This is a genomic window from Nocardia sp. NPDC004260 (assembly GCF_053603155.1).
The window spans coordinates 16,866-33,777 of record NZ_JBSGEZ010000077.1; the positions used below are offsets into that span (position 1 = coordinate 16,866).

Below are 16,912 nucleotides of genomic sequence, written 5' to 3' on the forward strand. Positions count from 1 at the left end.
GGTACGCAGCATCATTTGCACTACGCGGCCCGGTGCTACCTCGGGGGACCTTCGGTGTCCCCGCGGAAGAAGGCGCGAATCTCGTTGAGGCTGGGCGCGCCCGGCGAGATATCGGGCAGGTCGGGCAGGTCGTCGAAGTCGGCGTCGACGGGTGCGGCGATGGCCTCGGCCTGCTGCTGCGCCCCGCGTGCCGCGGCCCGAGTAGCGTCCACGATCGCCCTGCTCAGCTGCTCCGGTGTCTGGCGCATTGCCGCGGCCGTGAGGCGCAGGTCCGTCAGCACGCCTGCGGCGTCCACGGTCACCTCTACCGATTGGTCGGGAGAACTCGCCTGCGTGCGAGCATTTTCCAATTCTCGGAACACATCGGCGAGTCGGCCCTGCTGACGTTCGAAGGAGTCGAGGAGATGTTCGAGCTGGTTGCGCATGCCGTTGTTGGCCGAGCGCAGGCCTTCGCGCTCCCATCGATCCATGCCACAACCTTCCGACTCGAAATCCTCAGCGGACAGCGACGACCGAGGACCTCCGACCGTGCCCATAATGATGACCGGCAGGTGCGTGGCAACTCTCACCACTGGTGGGAAGGGGGAAGTCAGACGCCGTCCGCCCAGGCGAGCGACAGGTCTCATCGCCGGTCCGGCAACTCCGCACGCGACATCGCAACCAACAGCCGACCCAGTACCTTCTGCGGGCCGTTGGCCTCGTCCTCACTCGATTCCACCGCGGCGAATCCCTCGGCCAGCGCCCTGCCCGGAACGAACAGACCCTGCTCGAAACAGTGGTCGCCGAGTTGCGCCCGCCATCGCTTGTAGCCGGCGACCACCCGGCTCAGCGTCTCGCCTCGGGGGTCGTTGATCCGCACGTATTCGGTGATGAGCGCGCGTTGCGCTTCCTTGTGTGCCCGGAACCCGCCGGTGAGGTCGATCGCGGCGCCGAGTTCCCGCAGGATCGCGGTATACATCGGCCGACGTGGAAGACTGGATCGGGTCGTCGCCCGGAAACGGCCGGCCAACATCCGAGGATCGGTCACAGCAGCGTGAGCCAGCACGATCCACGGCGCCATCCCCCCGGTGTGCTTTGCCGGGCTGCGATTCTCGACGGCAGATAGCAAACCCGTCGCATCCCGGATCTCGATTCCGCGCAGCATGGCCGGCATCCGCGGGAGGACGGTGTCGACAGCATCGGCGATGTCCTGGACCGTTGCCGCGGCGATACCCGCCGCCTCGAATCCGACGATCTCGATGTTGTGCCGGGCGGCCATCTCCCGGGCGATCCGCACGGCCTCGGCATCGGTTGCTCGGCGCGCATGCACGCTTGCAGGTTTCGGGGCCCGCTTCTTCCCGGGACGCTGCGGAGCAGGCTCCGGCTTCTTACCTGCGGGCGGGCGGTCCGAGGTGCGTGGAGGCGATACCCGAGGCGGAGTTTCGTTCGCCGGCGCGCCGGGAGGGTTCGGAGCCTTCGTCCAAGGGGTGCCCGACCCGTTCCGCGTCCACGGCGTATCCGCCGGCTTGCCAGAGTCGTTGCGACCGCCCGGCATCTGCTTCCCCGTCGGTGTATTCGCCGGCGCTCCCGGTCGCTCTGCGCCGTTGCCGGGCGTCGTCGGCGATCCGGTCTCGGCTGCCCGGGGTTGGTCGCCGGATTCGTCCTCGGGGGATGCGGTTTCCGGGGAATCGCTCGTCGAATCGTCCGGCTGTCCGGAATCCGGAGGTTGCTGTCCGGACTCCGCGGGCTGTCGGCCGGAAGCCGGGGATTCCTGGCCGGATGCCTGTGGTTGCTGGCTGGATGCCGGGGGTTGCTGTGTATCGACGCTGCCGCGGTCGTTCGAGCCATCCGGCTGCGGATGGGCGGAGTCTCGGTTCACCGGGCGATCGGACGTGCCCGGCGGCCGTGCGGAATCGTCCGGGTAGCTGAGAGATTTGCTGGACGTCGCCTGCGGAATGGGGCCTGCCGACCGGGTCTGGCTCGGTGCGTGCGTGTACGGGATTCGATCGTCGACCGAGTTTCGGATGTTCTGCCCGCCGTAGTGATCCCGGTCCTCGAACGCCTCGGCCGCATCCTTCATCGCGGAACTCATCGCCCGGATGTCCGCGACGAGGTCGTCGAACCCCTCCAACGTACGGTGGGCACCGGGCTTGTAGGTGTGGGCGAACGTCTCGCCGGCTTCGTCGTCACCCCAGAACTCACCCTCGTCGGCGAGTGCCGCCTTCAGCTCGTTCGCCACCCGCTCGGCGTCTTCGGCCGCCTGCCGCAACTCCGCCGCCGATTCGCGCAGCTGGGCGAGGTCGACCGACAGTGATTCGGCCACGCAACCCCCTACGTCGATATCGGGACGGCCCCGCCGTCTTCGGCTGCTGAACGGGACGTCGCGCATCGGCGAACCGCCACGCGCTAGGCAGACCCGAGCCGAAGCATAAGCGACGGTCGCTGATGTTCCCGACGGCGGGAACGTGGCGGCCGCGAAAGGCCGCCACCATCTTCGGGATGGTGGCGGCCTTCGTCGTTCGGTGCCTGGGTCAGCGGGTGAACAGGAGCGCTCGCTTGACTTCCTGAATCGCCTTGGTGACCTCGATGCCACGCGGGCAGGCATCGGTGCAGTTGAAGGTGGTGCGGCAGCGCCAGACGCCTTCGACGTCATTGAGGATGTCGAGGCGTTCGCGGGCGCCCTCGTCGCGGCTGTCGAAGATGAAGCGGTGGGCGTTCACGATCGCGGCCGGGCCGAAGTAGCTGCCGTCGCTCCAGTACACGGGGCAGGAGGTGGTGCAGCAGGCGCACAGGATGCACTTGGTGGTGTCGTCGAACCGGGCGCGGTCGGCCTGGCTCTGGATGCGCTCGCGGGTGGGTTCGTTACCCGAGGTGATCAGGTAGGGCTTCACCGCGCGGAAGGCGTCGAAGAACGGCTCCATGTTCACCACGAGGTCCTTCTCCACGGGCAGGCCGCGGATCGGCTCGACGGTGACGGTGATCGACTTGCCGTTCTTGGGCAGCATGTCCTTCATCAGCACCTTGCAGGCCAGCCGGTTGACACCGTTGATCCGCATGGCGTCGGAACCGCAGACGCCGTGCGCGCAGGACCGGCGGAAGGTGAGCGTGCCGTCCAGGTAGGACTTGATGTAGATCAGCAGGTTCAGGAAGCGGTCGGTCGGCAGCGCGGGCACCTGGAAGGACTCCCAGTGCGCGCCCTTGTCGTCCTCCGGGTTGAACCGGGCCACCTTGACGGTGATCATCACGGAGCCCTCGGGGACCGGAGCGGGCGTCTGCGAAGAGGGTGCTTCGGCAACAGCAGTCATCAGTACTTACGCTCCATCGGCTCGTAACGGGTCTGCACCACCGGCTTGAAGTCAAGGCGGATGTCCGAAAGGAGCTCCGAGCCCTCCTTGTAGGCCATCGTGTGGCGCATGAAGTTCACGTCGTCGCGGTCCGGGTAGTCCTCGCGGGCGTGGCCGCCGCGCGATTCCTTCCGGTTGAGCGCGCCGACCACGGTGACCTCGGCCAGCTCCAGCAGGAAGCCGAGCTCGACGGCCTCGAGCAGGTCGCTGTTGTAGCGCTTGCCCTTGTCCTGCACGGTGATCCGCGCGTAACGCTCCTTGAGCGCGTGGATGTCGGTGAGCGCCTGCTTGAGCGTGTCCTCGGTGCGGAACACCGAGGCGTTGTTGTCCATCGACCGCTGCAGCTCGGTGCGGATGTCGGCGACCCGCTCGTCGCCGTGCTCGCTCAACAGCTGGGTCAGCCAGTCCTGCACCATCTGTGCCGGGTTCTCCGGCAGCTCGACGAACTCGCTGCGCTGCGCGTACTCCGCGGCGGCGATGCCGGCGCGGCGGCCGAACACGTTGATGTCCAGCAGCGAGTTGGTGCCCAGACGGTTGGCGCCGTGCACCGAGACGCACGCGCACTCGCCCGCGGCGTAGAGGCCGGGGACGACGTCGCTGTTGTTGCGCAGCACCTCGCCGCGGATGCGGGTCGGGATGCCGCCCATCACGTAGTGACAGGTCGGGAACACCGGCACCAGTTCCTTCACCGGGTCCACACCCAGATAGGTGCGGGAGAACTCGGTGATGTCGGGCAGCTTCTCCTCGAGCACGTCCTCGCCGAGGTGGGTCACGTCGATGTAGACGTAGTCCTTGTTCGGTCCAGCGCCGCGGCCCTCCAGCACCTCGAGCACCATCGAGCGGGCGACGATGTCACGCGGCGCGAGGTCCTTGATGGTGGGGGCGTAGCGCTCCATGAACCGCTCGCCGTCGGCGTTGCGCAGGATGCCGCCCTCGCCGCGGACGGCCTCGGAGATCAAGATGCCGAGTCCGGCCAGGCCTGTCGGATGGAACTGGTGGAACTCCATGTCCTCCAGCGGCAGGCCCTTGCGGAACACGATCGCCATGCCGTCGCCGGTCAGAGTGTGCGCGTTCGAGGTGGTCTTGTACATCCGGCCCGAACCGCCGGTGGCGAACACGATCGACTTGGCGTGGAAGACGTGGATGTCGCCGGTGGCCAGCTCGTAGGCGATCACGCCGGTCGCGACCGGGCCGCGATCGGTGTCGGTGAGCACCAGGTCCAGCACGTAGAACTCGTTGAAGAACTCCACGTCGTGCTTGACGCAGTTCTGGTAGAGCGTCTGCAGGATCATGTGGCCGGTGCGGTCGGCGGCGTAGCACGCGCGGCGAACCGGGGCCTTGCCGTGATCGCGAGTGTGCCCGCCGAAGCGCCGCTGGTCGATCTTGCCCTCGGGCGTCCGGTTGAACGGGAGGCCCATCTTCTCGAGGTCGAGCACCGCGTCGATGGCCTCTTTGGCCATGATCTCCGCGGCGTCCTGGTCGACCAGGTAGTCACCACCCTTGACGGTGTCGAAGGTGTGCCATTCCCAGTTGTCCTCTTCGACGTTGGCCAGCGCGGCGCACATGCCGCCCTGGGCCGCGCCGGTGTGGCTGCGGGTCGGGTACAGCTTGGTCAGCACCGCCGTCCGAGCACGCGGGCCGGCCTCGATCGCGGCACGCATGCCCGCGCCGCCCGCGCCGACGATGATGACGTCGTAGCGGTGCTCCTGAACGGGTCGGGATTCACTCATCGAGGGGGCCTGTTCCTAACTGATGTTGGGGTCGAAGGTGAAGATGACGTAGGTGCCCACGCCCAGGATCAGGATCATCGAGGCGGCCAGCAGGGTCTTGAGCCAGAACCGGGTCGAGTCCTTGCGGGAGTAGTCGTCGATGACGGTGCGCAGGCCGTTGCCGCCGTGCAGCTGCGCCAGCCACAGCATGGTCAGGTCCCAGAGCTGCCAGAACGGGCTGGACCAGCGGCCTGCGACGAAGGCGAAGTTGAGTCGCTTCACGCCGCCGTCGAGCAGCAGCATGATCGCCATGTGGCCGAGCACCAGCACGATCAGCAGCAGGCCGGAGAAACGCATGAACAGCCAGGCGTACTTCTCGAAGTTGTTGTTCGAGCGCGCGCGGGGCGAACGCGGCAGGTCCAGGCTGGCCGGACGGTCGTACGACTTTCCGATGACGGGTGCGCTCATGCCTCCACCTCGCTGGCGCTCGGCTCCGGCATGACCGCACTGGCGGCTGTGTTCATAGGTCGCTCGCTTCGCTCGCTCATTGCCTCAGTGCTCCGTGAACAGGTAGAAGAACTGGCGCCCGATCGCGGGAACGGCCAGCAGGAACCAGATCGCGAGAATGATCCAGAGCATCAGGCGCTGGTACTTCGGGCCCTTGGACCAGAAGTCCACCAGGATCACGCGGACGCCGTTGAGCGCGTGGAACAGGACGACGACGACCAGGCCCATCTCCATCAACGCCACGATGGGCGTCTTGTAGGTCTCGATCGCTTCGTTGTAGGTGTCCGGGCTCACGCGCACCAGGGCGGTGTCCAGCACGTGGACGAAGAGGAAGAAGAAGATGGTGACGCCGGTGATCCGGTGCAGCGCCCACGACCACATTCCGGGGTCGCCTCGGTACAGCGTCTTCCGCTTCGGCTGGGCCGGAGCTTCAATCGTGGTCATAGAGTGCGGTGCCTCCAACGTCGTTGATGGACCCGGTTTCAGATCCGACGCCGACGGCGTGGCGGGCGAATGCCCAGGTGGCTGTACTCCGGCCCGTCGCAGGGAACCTGAACCGATCTGTTCTGGACTCTAATCCTCCAGCAATCCCGGAACTAATTCGGCGTACCGTGCGTTGCGCGACACCGGATCGGGTTAGGCTTACCTTTCTTGATGGTTGCGGGGTTCCGTCGTGGCCCTTGCGCGGCCATGATCGGCTCGGTCCCGAAGGGGTTCTCTGTGTCGGAAATCGACTGGAAACTATTGCGCGACAACGCTTTTCAAGTCATGCACAACGCCTATGCGCCGTACTCGCGGTTTCCGGTCGGCGCCGCGGCTCTCAGTGTCGATGGCCGAACGGTGAGCGGTTGCAATGTGGAAAATGTCTCATACGGGTTGGGCCTGTGTGCCGAATGCGTACTCATCGGTAACTTGATTTCGGGGGGTGGGGGGCGTCTTCGGGCCATCTCCGTCACCGATTCTCGCGGCGAAATCCTGATGCCCTGCGGGCGCTGCCGCCAACTGCTCCACGAGCACGGTGGGGGCGATCTCTTGGTGGATCACAAGGCCGGGCCGGTGCCGTTGCGCACACTGCTGCCGGATGCGTTCGGCCCGGACGACCTGGATGCCGGGCAGGTATAGGCCGGATCCGTGAATCGGCGGACGACCTCGGCTCGGCGAGCACAGCCGAGGCGGCGCCGCGCGCGCTTCCGTCCCATCGGCGAGAACCCGGGTGTGCGCCGTCCCATGCCAAACTGTCGACCGTGACGGCACTGGACGCGGTTTCGATCATCACGACCAAGCGCGACGGCGGTGAGCTGTCTGACGCGCAGATCGACTGGGTGGTCGACGGCTTCACCCGCGGCGCGGTGGCCGACGAGCAGATGTCGGCGCTGGCCATGGCGATCGTCTGGCGCGGGATGACGCGGCGCGAGACGGCGCGGTGGACCGCCGCGATGATCGCGTCCGGGCGGCGCATGGACCTCACCGGTCTGCCGCGTCCGACCGTGGACAAGCACTCGACCGGCGGCGTGGGCGACAAGATCACGCTGCCGCTGGCGCCGCTGGTCGCGGCGTGCGGCGCGGCGGTGCCGCAGTTGTCCGGGCGCGGTCTCGGCCACACCGGCGGCACCCTGGACAAGCTGGAATCCATCCCCGGCTGGCAGGCGGACGTGCCCGCGTCGCGGATGCGAGATCTCCTGACCGATCCGGCCATCGGCGCGGTGATCTGCGCGGCAGGCGCCGACCTCGCGCCCGCGGACCGACGGCTCTACGCCTTGCGCGACGTCACCGGCACGGTCGAATCGATCCCGCTGATCGCCAGCTCCATCATGAGCAAGAAGATCGCCGAGGGCACCGCGGCGCTGTTGCTGGACGTCAAGGTCGGCTCCGGCGCGTTCCTGAAGACCCTGGACGGGGCGCGCGAGCTGGCGACCGCGATGGTCGAACTCGGCGACGACGCGGGTGTGCGGACGGTCGCGTTGCTCACCGCCATGGACACCCCGCTCGGCCGCACCGCAGGCAATGCCATGGAAGTCGCCGAATCGGTGGAGGTGCTCGCGGGCGGCGGTCCCGCCGACGTCGTCGAGTTGACCATCGCCCTGGCTCGCGAGATGGTCGCGCTGGCCGGGCTCGACGCCGACCCCGCCGACGCGCTGGCCGACGGCAGAGCGATGGATCACTGGCGGGCGATGATTCGCGCCCAGGGCGGCGACCCCGACGCGAAGCTGCCCACCGCGAAACACACCGAGACCGTGCGCGCCGCCGCCGACGGCGTCCTGACCAGGCTCGATGCGCTGGGTGTCGGCATCGCCGCCTGGCGTCTCGGGGCGGGCCGGGCACGTCAGGGCGATCCTGTTCAGTTCGGCGCGGGCATCGAAATGCACGCCAAACCGGGCGATGCCGTGACAGCCGGACAGCCGCTGCTCACTCTGCACACCGATACTCCCGAGGCGTTTCCCGGCGCTATGGAAGCTCTGCGCGATGCCGTCACCATCGGAAGCGATGCCGCGCCCACTCCGGGCCCGCTGGTTCTCGATCGCATCACGTCCTGAGCTGTCCGCGGGTGACCTCTCGGCCTGACCAACTTGCTTGCTCCACACGTCCTGCCCCGGCCTCCGCCGTACTCGACCGTTCGGCCTCTGTAAGGGTGAGCATCACCGGGCTCCCGATCAGGAATCAGCGCACATACGCGCTGGCGGTCCACGGTCCCTGCGTCGGTGGCCGGTCCGAGGGGCCGCGGTACTCCGGCCTGTCGTTGGCCGCACACGTGACGCGCGGGTGACGCAGAACCGGTCGGTGTCCGGTTGTGGACCGGCCGACATCCGGCGCGCAACGAGACGGTTGTTACGGCCGAAGTCGGCTGCCGTTTCGGCCCGCTGCGGCTACCGTCGATACATGACTGGACCGATGCCTCTGACCCTCGCCTCGATCCGCCAAGCGCCCAAAGCGCTGCTGCACGACCACCTCGACGGTGGCCTGCGGCCCGCGACGGTGCTCGACCTCGCCGCGCAGTGCGGCTACGAGGACCTACCGGCCGACGACGAGGCGTCGCTGGCGGCCTGGTTCCGCGATGCGGCCGACAGCGGATCGCTGGAACGATACCTGGAGACCTTCGCGCATACCGTCGCCGTGATGCAGACCCCCGAGGGCCTGCGCCGGGTCGCCCGCGAATGCGCCGAGGACCTCGCCGCCGACGGCGTGGTGTACGCGGAGGTGCGTTTCGCCCCCGAACAGCACTTGGAGCGCGGTCTCACGCTGGACGAGGTGGTCGAGCACACGCTGACCGGGTTCCGCGAAGGCGAGGCGGCCGCCGCCGAGAACGGACACCCGATCGTGGTGACCTGCCTGCTCACCGCGATGCGGCACGCCGCGCGCTCGCGGGAGATCGCGGAGCTGGCGGTGCGCTTCCGCGATCGCGGGGTGGGCGGTTTCGACATCGCCGGCGCGGAGGCCGGTTACCCGCCGAGCAGGCACCTGGACGCGTTCGAATACATGCGCGCCAACAGCGCGCACTTCACCATCCACGCGGGCGAGGCCTTCGGTCTGCCGTCCATCCACGAGGCGCTCGCGTTCTGTGGTTGCGACCGGCTCGGCCACGGCGTGCGGATCACCGACGACATCACCGTGCCCGGCGCGGTCGAGGACGCACAGCTCGGGCTGGTCGCCAACTATGTCCGCGACCTGCGCATCCCGCTCGAGCTGTGTCCGTCGTCGAACGTGCAGACCGGCGCGGTGCCGTCGCTGGACAAGCACCCCTTCGACCTGCTGGCCCGCCTGCGCTTCCGCGTCACGGTCAACACCGACAACCGGCTGATGAGCGACACCAGCATGAGCCAGGAGATGCTCAAACTGGTCGAGACGTTCGGCTACGGCTGGAGCGACCTGGAACGGTTCACCATCAACGCCATGAAGTCGGCGTTCATCCCGTTTCCCGAGCGGTTGCGGATCATCGACGACATCATCAAGCCCGGATACGCGGTCCTCATCGGGTAGAGCTGTTCATAGGACGGATTGCGGGCGCGCACGGGGGGAGGCGGCGCCGGATCACCGCGCGCGGCAGCGAGGTTCCACAGTCGGCAACCGGTTCGCTAGCGTGGCGACCATGGCGACTTTGCGCATCCCCCGCCGGTTCAACGGACCGCCCGACTCCGGCAACGGTGGTTACGTGGCCGGTCTGCTCGCCGACCAGCTGGCCGAGCAGACCGTCACCGTGATCCTGCGCAGTCCGCCGCCCCTGGAGACGCCGCTCGACGTGCGGGACGAACGGCTCTACGACGGGGACAGGCTGATCGCCGAGTCGAAGGGCGGTGAACTCGAACGCGACGCACCGCGTCATGTCGCGTTCGACGACGCGGTGGAGGCGACACGCAGCTACACGAGCATCGAGATGTTCGCCTCCTGCTTCGTCTGCGGCAGCTGCCGGGCGGACGGCCTGCGCATCGAACCCGGCCGGCTCGATGAGAATCGAGTGGCCGCGCCGTGGGTGCCCGACGCCACCGTGCCGCTGGGGCCGCCGCTGCTGTGGGCCGCGATGGATTGCCCTGGCGGCTGGTCGCTGCCCGGCATGATCGAACGACCCGCGCTACTCGGCTCGATGACCGCCACTGTGCACGGCATCCCGCACGTCGACGAGCGCTGCGTCGTAGTGGGCGAGTTCCACGGCGAGCAGGGCCGCAAATGCTTCGCCTCGACCGCGGTCTACGGCGCCGACGGACGCCTGCTCGGGCAGGCCGAGCAGGTCTGGATCCGCTTGACCTGATTACTGCTTGTCGAGTCGGGACTCCAGGTTGCGTTCCAGTTCCCGCCAGGCCTGGGACTCGGCGGCGAACGGCGGGTTGGGCGCCAGCCGGGTGGGGTCGGGGTTCAGCAGGTAGGAGACATACCAGCCCAGCGGGGTGGATTGGGCCAGGGCTTGTTCCACCGTGTCGTCGTCGGCGTAGTCGGCGGCGTCGGTGAACAGTTCGACCGCCAGGTCCAGCTGCTCGATGTCGACCGCCTCCGGGCCTTCGGCCAGGTCCTCGGCCAAGCCGGGCAGCACGTAGACGTTCTCGTCGGTGACCTCGACTTCCAGCGAGCCGTCCACCGCCGCGGTCTGCACATCGGCGAAGGTGCTCACGCGGGACAGATCGTGCTCGTGGTCGTCGGCGAGGTAGCGGGCCAGCGCCCGTTCGGAGGAGAACACGGTGATCGAGCCCTTGGAGCCGAGGAAGATCGGCTCGTCGTCGAGGTAACAGCGCAGCGTGAAGACACTGCCCTCGGACGTGATGATCTTGACCGGGTCGATGCCGACCTCGTGCCAGAACGATTCGTCCTCGTCTTCCTCGTCCTCGTCGTCTTCCTCTTCGTCGAGGTCGACGGGCTCGAACTCCTCGTCCTCGTCGCTGTCGGCCGCGTCGTCGGCGTCGACCACGTTCTCCTCGGCAGCCAGCAGTTCGGCCTCGGCGACCGCGACCGCCTCGGCGTCGACCTCGGGCGTCCGCACCACGGAGTCGATGGCGTCCAGAACGTCGTCCCAGCCCTTGGCGATGGCCGCGCCGATCTGGTCCCACAGCTCCTCGCCGTCGCGACCGGCGAACGCGCTCACGCCGCCGGGCAGCGCGCCGAGCACCGGATGCGAGCCGAAGAACTTGGTCACCGTCTCCAGTTCGCACACCTCGCCGATGTTGCGGACCATGCCGAGCGTGTCCTCCAGCTCGGCGACGGTGTCGACGTCGGGCTCGCCCGCCGCCAGCTCCGGCACCGCGACCAGGTCGAAGGAGAAGTTCTCCTCCGGCTCCAGTTCGACCGCCGACAGACCCGCGATGACCTTCCAGGCCGGATGGTCCACCAGGTCGTTGTCGGCGTTGGTGCGGATGAATGCGGCCAGCTCCGCCACGGACTCGAAACCGTAGAGGGCGTCCTCGTGACCGAGGAACGCCTCCCACTCGTCGTCACCGTCTCGCCAGCGCGGTGCCCACAAGGTGACGAGATCGCCGTCGGTCAGGCCGAGCTCGATCGGGACGATGTCTCCAGAAGCCATGTGCGGAAGCCTATCGACCTTCCGCGTCAGGCACTATCCGGCCCGCCCCCATTCGTCCCCGCGGGCGGCTCCGCCGCGGGGACGAACGACTCGTTCAGTGTCGCAACGACCTTGGACCGCTGTGCGCCGGCGTCCTCGGCGGCCTGTCTGCACGCCCAGACGATCAACTGTCCGACCTCCGCGGGCGGCAGTGCGGTGACCGATTCCGCCAAGGTCAGGCCGACCATCGCGCCATCGCTGTTCACCTCGACGCTCACCGCGCCGTCCTCCGAGGTGAACCGCCCACGCACCTGCTTCAGCCCGTACAGCGCTGCTTCCAGCGCCTCCAGTTTCTGGGTGGCCGACGTGACCAGGGCGTCCATTTCCGCACTCATACCGGCCTCATCCAGCTCGTCGGTCCCGTGTCCGCGTCGTCGATCCGGTCCAGCTCGTCCACCGCCTGCTGGCGGGTGGGCAGGCCGAGCCGGTCGAGGATGTCCGAGGGCATGCCCGCCTCGGCGAGCAGTTCGCGCCGCCGCGCCCGCGCCGCGATGGCGGAACGCTGGGTGAGCCGCAGGATCTCGTTCGCGAGCGACTGTGCGCCGTAGCGGTATTCGCTGCGCTCGAACTTGATCTCCACCGGCATGCCCTGGTCGGTGGCGCGCACCGAGATGGTGCCCGACCGGTTGCTGCTGGCCGCCACCGTGACATTCGGGACTTGGGGTCGGGTCATGCCGTCGGCCTGTAGAAGCCGTGGAAGTCCATGCCTGAGTTCTCCGTTCGAATCGAGCTGATCTGGACCGGGTCACCCGCCTCGACGAACTGCCCGTTGCCGATCACCATGGCCACGTGGCCGTCCCAGATCGCGAGGTCGCCTGGCATCAGGTCACCGGCCGACACCGGCGTCGCCCCGTTGCCCTGGTCGGCCGCGAGCCGGGGCAGGTCGACGCCCGCCTCGCCGTAGGCGTATTTGGTGAGCCCGCTGCAGTCCAATCCGGCGCCCGGGCTGTTGCCGCCCCAGACGTAGGGCGTGCCGACGGCGCCGATCGCCGACCGGACCGCTGTGGCGGCCTGTTCGTTGGGGGCCTCCACGACGCTGCCGTCGGGCAGCGTGATCTTCACGCCCTTGCCGTCGTCGGGCGCCCCCGACGAACCGGTGTCCGGCCGGGGCGTACCCGACGACCTGCCGGGCGTGCCGCTGGAACCGCGCGAGGACAGCGACTGCAGCGGTGTGGCCATCACGGTGCTCAGTAACGATCCCGCACTGTTGAGCACGCCGGACGCGGCGGACGCTGCTTGCTGCACGCCGGCGGCGGGCACACCGGCGAGCGACGTGGTGGGCGGCGGCGGGGTCAGGTCGTTCATCGAAGCGGTGTGCGTCTGCAATTCGTTCTGCACCCGCCCGACGACGTTGAGCGCCTGGTTGAGGTGGTCGATCGCCGAGCCGACGAGCACCGTCAGACCCTCCGGCGTCGCCAGGACCGGACCCATGCTCGCCGCGGTGTTCACGAACGACTGCGCGATGTCGGTGAGTTCCTTCTGACCTGTCTCGACCTCGCCCGCGGCCTGGTTCACGACCGTGGCCATGTCGTTGCCGCGATCGGAGATGGTGGCGGCGGTGGTCTGCACGCGCAGCGCTTTCGCGGTGGCCGCGTCGGCGGCGCGGCCGTCCCACGCGGCGTTCATCTCGTTGATACTGTCGCGGCCCATCTGATGGATCTGGTCGACCACGGTCGAGGTGCTGCGCAGCGCGTCGGTGGGACCGCCCGCGGGCAGCACACCGCTGCCGAAGCTGGCGAGCAGGTCCAGGATCGGCTGGGCCAGTGCGTTGACATCGATCACGCGCTCACTCCAGCTCGGTGGCCGCGTTCCGCAGCGCTCCGGCGTGGGCGGCGTCGGTTTCGGTGAGGACGGCCGCGGACCCGGTGGCCGCGCCGCCCATGCTGGTCAGCACCGCCGACAGCTGCCCGATCGAGGCCACGTGCCCGGCGTGCGCCGCGGCGTAGGCCGCCATGAAGTCACCGCCGATCAACCCCATGATCGGGCCGAGCAACGCGGGCTCGGCCGCCGCCGCGCTCACCCCCGCCGCCGCCATCTCACCGGCCATGACGTGCGCGGTCGCACCGTAGGCCGCGATGCCTTCGGTGTCCGCCGACATCTTTCGCATCAGAGCTTCCCCCATCTGTTGTTCCCAGGCAGAGTACGTCATCCACTTGGTTCGACGCGCGCTGTTCCGTTTCGGTTCCGCCGCTTCGGAAAAAAAGTCCGGTGGCGTTCGGCGGGGCGTCCGCGACCGACCTTATCGTTCCCTCATGCGCACCCACACCGTGGACCATCCACTCGTCGCCGCCCTGATCACCACCATGCGGGACGAGCGAACGCCGAATCCGGCTTTCCGTGCCGCACTGCGTGATCTGACCGGAATCCTGATCTACGAGGCGCTGCGCGACGCGGAGGTGGAGCGCTTCGAGATCGTCACCCCCGTCGCTCCCACCGAAGGCGTCCGGCTGGCCCACCCGCCGCTGCTGGTGCCGGTGCTGCGTGCCGGACTCGGCATGGTCGACGCGGCCGCCGAGCTGATCCCGGACGCCAGAATCGGATTCGTCGGTCTCGCTCGCGACGAGGACACGCACCTGCCGGTGCCCTACATGGAATCACTGCCCGCGGATCTGGCGGGGCTGCCGGTTTTCGTGCTCGACCCGATGCTGGCCACGGGCGGCTCGATGCGGCACACCCTGGAGCTGCTCGCGGCACGCGGCGCCACCGACATCACCGCGGTGTGCGTCGTCGCGGCTCCGGAAGGCATTGCGACACTGGCCGATTCGGGCCTGCCGGTGCGGCTGGTCACCGCCGTCGTCGACGCGGGCCTGAACGAGAACGCCTATATCGTGCCCGGTCTCGGCGACGCGGGCGACAGGCAATTCGGCCCGCGCTGAACCTCTGCGGGTCAGAGTTTCCGGCAGAAGTCGCGCAGCGCCGAGAGGCGTTCGCGTGCGGCGGCTCGCGCGGCCGGAAGATCGGCGCGCGAGCCGACCGGTTCGACCACCTCCAGATAGCACTTGAGCTTCGGCTCGGTGCCGGAAGGCCGCACGACCACGCGGGACGAAACACCCTGGAAGATCAGCGCGTCGGTGCGCATCCGGCCACGTACGCGGAGCTGATCGGTGTACTCCACCGGCTCGCCCGCGATCTCGTGCGGCGGATCCGTCCGCAACCGCTCGACCGCGGCGGCGGCCGCCGCGGCCGAGGCGAGTCGCAGCGACACCTGATCGCCCGCGTGCAGGCCGAATTCCACCGCGTAGTCGTCGAGTTCGTCGTTCAGGTCGCGGCCCGCGGCCTTCAACCGGGCCACCAGGTCGGCGGCCAGCACGGCGGCGGAGATGCCGTCCTTGTCCCGGACCGCCGCCGGGTCGACGCAGTGGCCGATCGCCTCCTCGTAGGCGTACACCAAGCCGTCGCCCGCCCGAGCCAGCCATTTGAATCCCGTGAGCGTTTCCGCGTAGCGGCCGCCGCGCGCGGGCGCCAGCTTCGACAGCAGCCGCGAGGACACGATGGTCGTCGCCACCAGCGCATCGTCCGGGGCGGTGCGCAGCACGCAGTCGCCGAGGAGCACGCCGGTCTCGTCGCCGCGCAGCATCCGCCAGCCACCGTCCGGCCACGGGACGCCGACCGCGCACCGGTCGGCGTCCGGATCCAGCGCGATCGCCACGTCGGCGCCGACCCGCGCCGCCGTCGCGAGCAGCAGATCGGTCGCGCCGGGTTCCTCCGGGTTCGGGAACGCGACGGTGGGGAAGTCGGGGTCCGGTCGGAACTGGTCATCGACCACATGGACATCGGGAAAACCCGCCGCGCGAAGCGCTTCGACAGCGAGTTCGCCGCCGACGCCGTGCAGCGGAGTGAGCGCGATCCGGATTCCGGCGCGCGCGCCCGATCCGCCGATCCGGGCGGGCAGTCCGGCGACGCGGTGGAGATAACGCCGCACGAGGTCGTCGTCGGCGGGAGTGACCGGCACGCGGTCGATCGGCTCGGCGACCGCCTCGATGCAGCGCTCGATCTCGGCGTCGGCCGGGGCGATCAACTGCGACCCGCCGTCGAGGTAGACCTTGTAGCCGTTGTCGGTGGCCGGATTGTGCGAGGCGGTGATCTGCACGCCCGCGACCGCGCCCAGCGCACGCACCGCGTACGCGACCACCGGCGTGGGCAGCGGACGCGGCAGCAGCGTCACCGGGAAGCCGGCGGCGGCGAAGATCTCCGCGGTCGCCGCGGCGAACTCGGCGGAACCATGCCTGGCGTCGCGGCCTACGACCACCGTGCCGCCCCCCAGGCAGCGGTCACGCAACCACGCCACGAGGCCGGCGGTCGCCCGGCTCACCGTGGTGATGTTCATGCCGTCGCGGCCGTCGCGCAGCGGCCCGCGCAGGCCTGCCGTGCCGAAGCGCAGCATCTACACCCGTTCCAGCACGCCGCGCAGCAGTTTGCCGAGGCGGGGCGCGGCGGCATGGCCTTCGGCGAGCACCTCGGCATGGGACAGATGCGCGCCCGTGACCCCCGCGGCCAAATTGGTGACCAGCGAGATGCCCAGCAGCCGCGCACCGAGCGCGCGGCAGGCGATGGCCTCCAGCACCGTGGACATGCCGACCAGATCAGCGCCGATGGTGCGCAACATCCTGATCTCGGCGGGCGTCTCGTACTGCGGCCCGGTGAGCCCCGCGTAGACGCCCTCGGCCAGGCTCGGGTCGATCTCCCTGGCCAGCGCCCGCAACTCCGGATCCCAGGCGTCCACCAGGTCGACGAAGGTCGCGCCTGCCAGCGGCGTGCGGCCGGTCAAGTTCAGATGGTCGCTGATCAGCACCGGCTCACCCACCCGGAGACCGGAGCGGATACCACCCGCGGCGTTGGTCAGCACGATGATCTCCGCGCCCGCTGCCACGGCCGCCGACACCGGGTGCACCACATCGGCGGGCTGGTACCCCTCGTAGAGATGCTGGCGGCCCATCAACAGCAGCACCGCGTTGTCGTCCACCTGGACGGAATGGATCATGCCGACATGGCCCTGCGCGGTCGGCTTCCCGAAACCGGGCAGCTCCGGCATCGACACCGACGCCCGCGGCGCCCCGATCTCCGCGGCCGCGTCCTGCCAGCCGGACCCCAGCACCACCGCGATCCGGTGGCGTGACACTCCCGTACGTTCGGCGATCGCCTCGGCGGCCTGTTCGGCAAGCATGATCGTCACCATAGCTGTGTTTGATCGGCAGCGCCTTCGGCGCTGCGTGTTCGCGGCCCCTTGTGGCTCGCGTTTGCGCGGCCGCCGCTTGCTCCTTCGTCGCGTACGCGGCGGCCGCGCAAACGCGAGCCGGGCCGCGAACGGCGCATGCTCGGTCTCGCTTCGCTCG

The 16,912-nt window shown here is 68.9% G+C and carries 18 protein-coding genes; 5 read left to right on the forward strand and 13 right to left on the reverse strand.

From position 1 onward, the window contains the following. Nucleotides 1-35: 35 nt before the first annotated feature. The 6 genes from ACWEO7_RS31645 to sdhC form a co-directional block, all read right to left on the reverse strand. Nucleotides 36-470 (reverse strand): YbaB/EbfC family nucleoid-associated protein, encoded by a 435-nt coding sequence (locus ACWEO7_RS31645; RefSeq protein WP_452428676.1) that lies wholly within the window; start codon nucleotides 468-470, stop codon nucleotides 36-38. A 152-nt stretch (nucleotides 471-622) separates the two neighbouring features. Next, nucleotides 623-2,302, reverse strand: a complete 1,680-nt coding sequence (locus tag ACWEO7_RS31650; RefSeq protein ID WP_452428678.1) for a hypothetical protein — start codon at nucleotides 2,300-2,302, stop codon at nucleotides 623-625. A 208-nt stretch (nucleotides 2,303-2,510) separates the two neighbouring features. After that, nucleotides 2,511-3,284: a succinate dehydrogenase iron-sulfur subunit gene (locus tag ACWEO7_RS31655; protein ID WP_067803461.1), complete on the reverse strand. Its 774-nt coding sequence runs from the start codon at nucleotides 3,282-3,284 to the stop codon at nucleotides 2,511-2,513. Next, nucleotides 3,284-5,053: a succinate dehydrogenase flavoprotein subunit gene (sdhA, locus tag ACWEO7_RS31660; protein ID WP_452428679.1), complete on the reverse strand. Its 1,770-nt coding sequence runs from the start codon at nucleotides 5,051-5,053 to the stop codon at nucleotides 3,284-3,286. The genes ACWEO7_RS31655 and sdhA overlap by 1 nt, the downstream gene beginning before the upstream one ends. Before the next feature lie 15 nt (nucleotides 5,054-5,068). Then, nucleotides 5,069-5,500 carry a succinate dehydrogenase hydrophobic membrane anchor subunit gene (locus tag ACWEO7_RS31665; RefSeq protein ID WP_450019303.1) on the reverse strand — a complete coding sequence of 144 codons (432 nt, stop codon included), beginning with the start codon at nucleotides 5,498-5,500 and terminating at the stop codon, nucleotides 5,069-5,071. 84 nt (nucleotides 5,501-5,584) lie between these two features. Then, nucleotides 5,585-5,983: a succinate dehydrogenase, cytochrome b556 subunit gene (sdhC, locus tag ACWEO7_RS31670; RefSeq protein WP_083863252.1), complete on the reverse strand. Its 399-nt coding sequence runs from the start codon at nucleotides 5,981-5,983 to the stop codon at nucleotides 5,585-5,587. A gap of 246 nt (nucleotides 5,984-6,229) precedes the next feature. Here sdhC and ACWEO7_RS31675 point away from each other — a divergent pair, with 246 nt between their 5' ends. From ACWEO7_RS31675 to ACWEO7_RS31690, 4 genes are all read left to right on the forward strand, one after another. Continuing rightward, entirely contained in the window at nucleotides 6,230-6,661 is a 432-nt protein-coding gene (locus tag ACWEO7_RS31675; protein WP_452428681.1) for a cytidine deaminase, read from the forward strand. A 122-nt stretch (nucleotides 6,662-6,783) separates the two neighbouring features. Further along, complete coding sequence (locus ACWEO7_RS31680) at nucleotides 6,784-8,073, forward strand: thymidine phosphorylase (protein WP_452428683.1); 1,290 nt, start codon at nucleotides 6,784-6,786, stop codon at nucleotides 8,071-8,073. 343 nt (nucleotides 8,074-8,416) lie between these two features. Next, nucleotides 8,417-9,514 carry an adenosine deaminase gene (locus tag ACWEO7_RS31685; protein WP_450019297.1) on the forward strand — a complete coding sequence of 366 codons (1,098 nt, stop codon included), beginning with the start codon at nucleotides 8,417-8,419 and terminating at the stop codon, nucleotides 9,512-9,514. A 109-nt stretch (nucleotides 9,515-9,623) separates the two neighbouring features. Then, a complete protein-coding gene (locus ACWEO7_RS31690) occupies nucleotides 9,624-10,280 on the forward strand; it encodes a hypothetical protein (protein WP_452428685.1) in 657 nt (218 codons plus the stop codon). Here ACWEO7_RS31690 and ACWEO7_RS31695 read toward each other — a convergent pair whose 3' ends face one another. Genes ACWEO7_RS31695 through ACWEO7_RS31715 form a run of 5 tightly spaced genes read right to left on the reverse strand, consistent with a single transcriptional unit; the run spans nucleotide 10,281 to nucleotide 13,686 of the window. Continuing rightward, on the reverse strand, nucleotides 10,281-11,540 hold the full coding sequence (locus ACWEO7_RS31695) for a primosomal protein (protein ID WP_452428687.1): 1,260 nt from the start codon (nucleotides 11,538-11,540) through the stop codon (nucleotides 10,281-10,283). Between the two features lie 26 nt (nucleotides 11,541-11,566). Next, nucleotides 11,567-11,914: a YbaB/EbfC family nucleoid-associated protein gene (locus ACWEO7_RS31700; RefSeq protein ID WP_450019291.1), complete on the reverse strand. Its 348-nt coding sequence runs from the start codon at nucleotides 11,912-11,914 to the stop codon at nucleotides 11,567-11,569. Next, nucleotides 11,911-12,252 (reverse strand): hypothetical protein, encoded by a 342-nt coding sequence (locus ACWEO7_RS31705; RefSeq protein WP_067803443.1) that lies wholly within the window; start codon nucleotides 12,250-12,252, stop codon nucleotides 11,911-11,913. The genes ACWEO7_RS31700 and ACWEO7_RS31705 overlap by 4 nt, the downstream gene beginning before the upstream one ends. Next, nucleotides 12,249-13,361, reverse strand: a complete 1,113-nt coding sequence (locus tag ACWEO7_RS31710) for a C40 family peptidase (RefSeq protein WP_452428689.1) — start codon at nucleotides 13,359-13,361, stop codon at nucleotides 12,249-12,251. The genes ACWEO7_RS31705 and ACWEO7_RS31710 overlap by 4 nt, the downstream gene beginning before the upstream one ends. Before the next feature lie 4 nt (nucleotides 13,362-13,365). Beyond that, nucleotides 13,366-13,686 carry a hypothetical protein gene (locus ACWEO7_RS31715; protein WP_452428690.1) on the reverse strand — a complete coding sequence of 107 codons (321 nt, stop codon included), beginning with the start codon at nucleotides 13,684-13,686 and terminating at the stop codon, nucleotides 13,366-13,368. A 145-nt stretch (nucleotides 13,687-13,831) separates the two neighbouring features. On the opposite strand from ACWEO7_RS31715, the gene upp reads away from it, so the two are divergent. Next, nucleotides 13,832-14,455: a uracil phosphoribosyltransferase gene (upp, locus tag ACWEO7_RS31720; RefSeq protein ID WP_355079106.1), complete on the forward strand. Its 624-nt coding sequence runs from the start codon at nucleotides 13,832-13,834 to the stop codon at nucleotides 14,453-14,455. An 11-nt stretch (nucleotides 14,456-14,466) separates the two neighbouring features. On the opposite strand, the gene ACWEO7_RS31725 is transcribed toward upp, so the two are convergent. Next, nucleotides 14,467-15,963 carry a phospho-sugar mutase gene (locus ACWEO7_RS31725; RefSeq protein WP_452428692.1) on the reverse strand — a complete coding sequence of 499 codons (1,497 nt, stop codon included), beginning with the start codon at nucleotides 15,961-15,963 and terminating at the stop codon, nucleotides 14,467-14,469. Continuing rightward, a complete protein-coding gene (locus ACWEO7_RS31730) occupies nucleotides 15,964-16,743 on the reverse strand; it encodes a purine-nucleoside phosphorylase (RefSeq protein ID WP_450026891.1) in 780 nt (259 codons plus the stop codon). Nucleotides 16,744-16,912 lie beyond the last annotated feature (169 nt).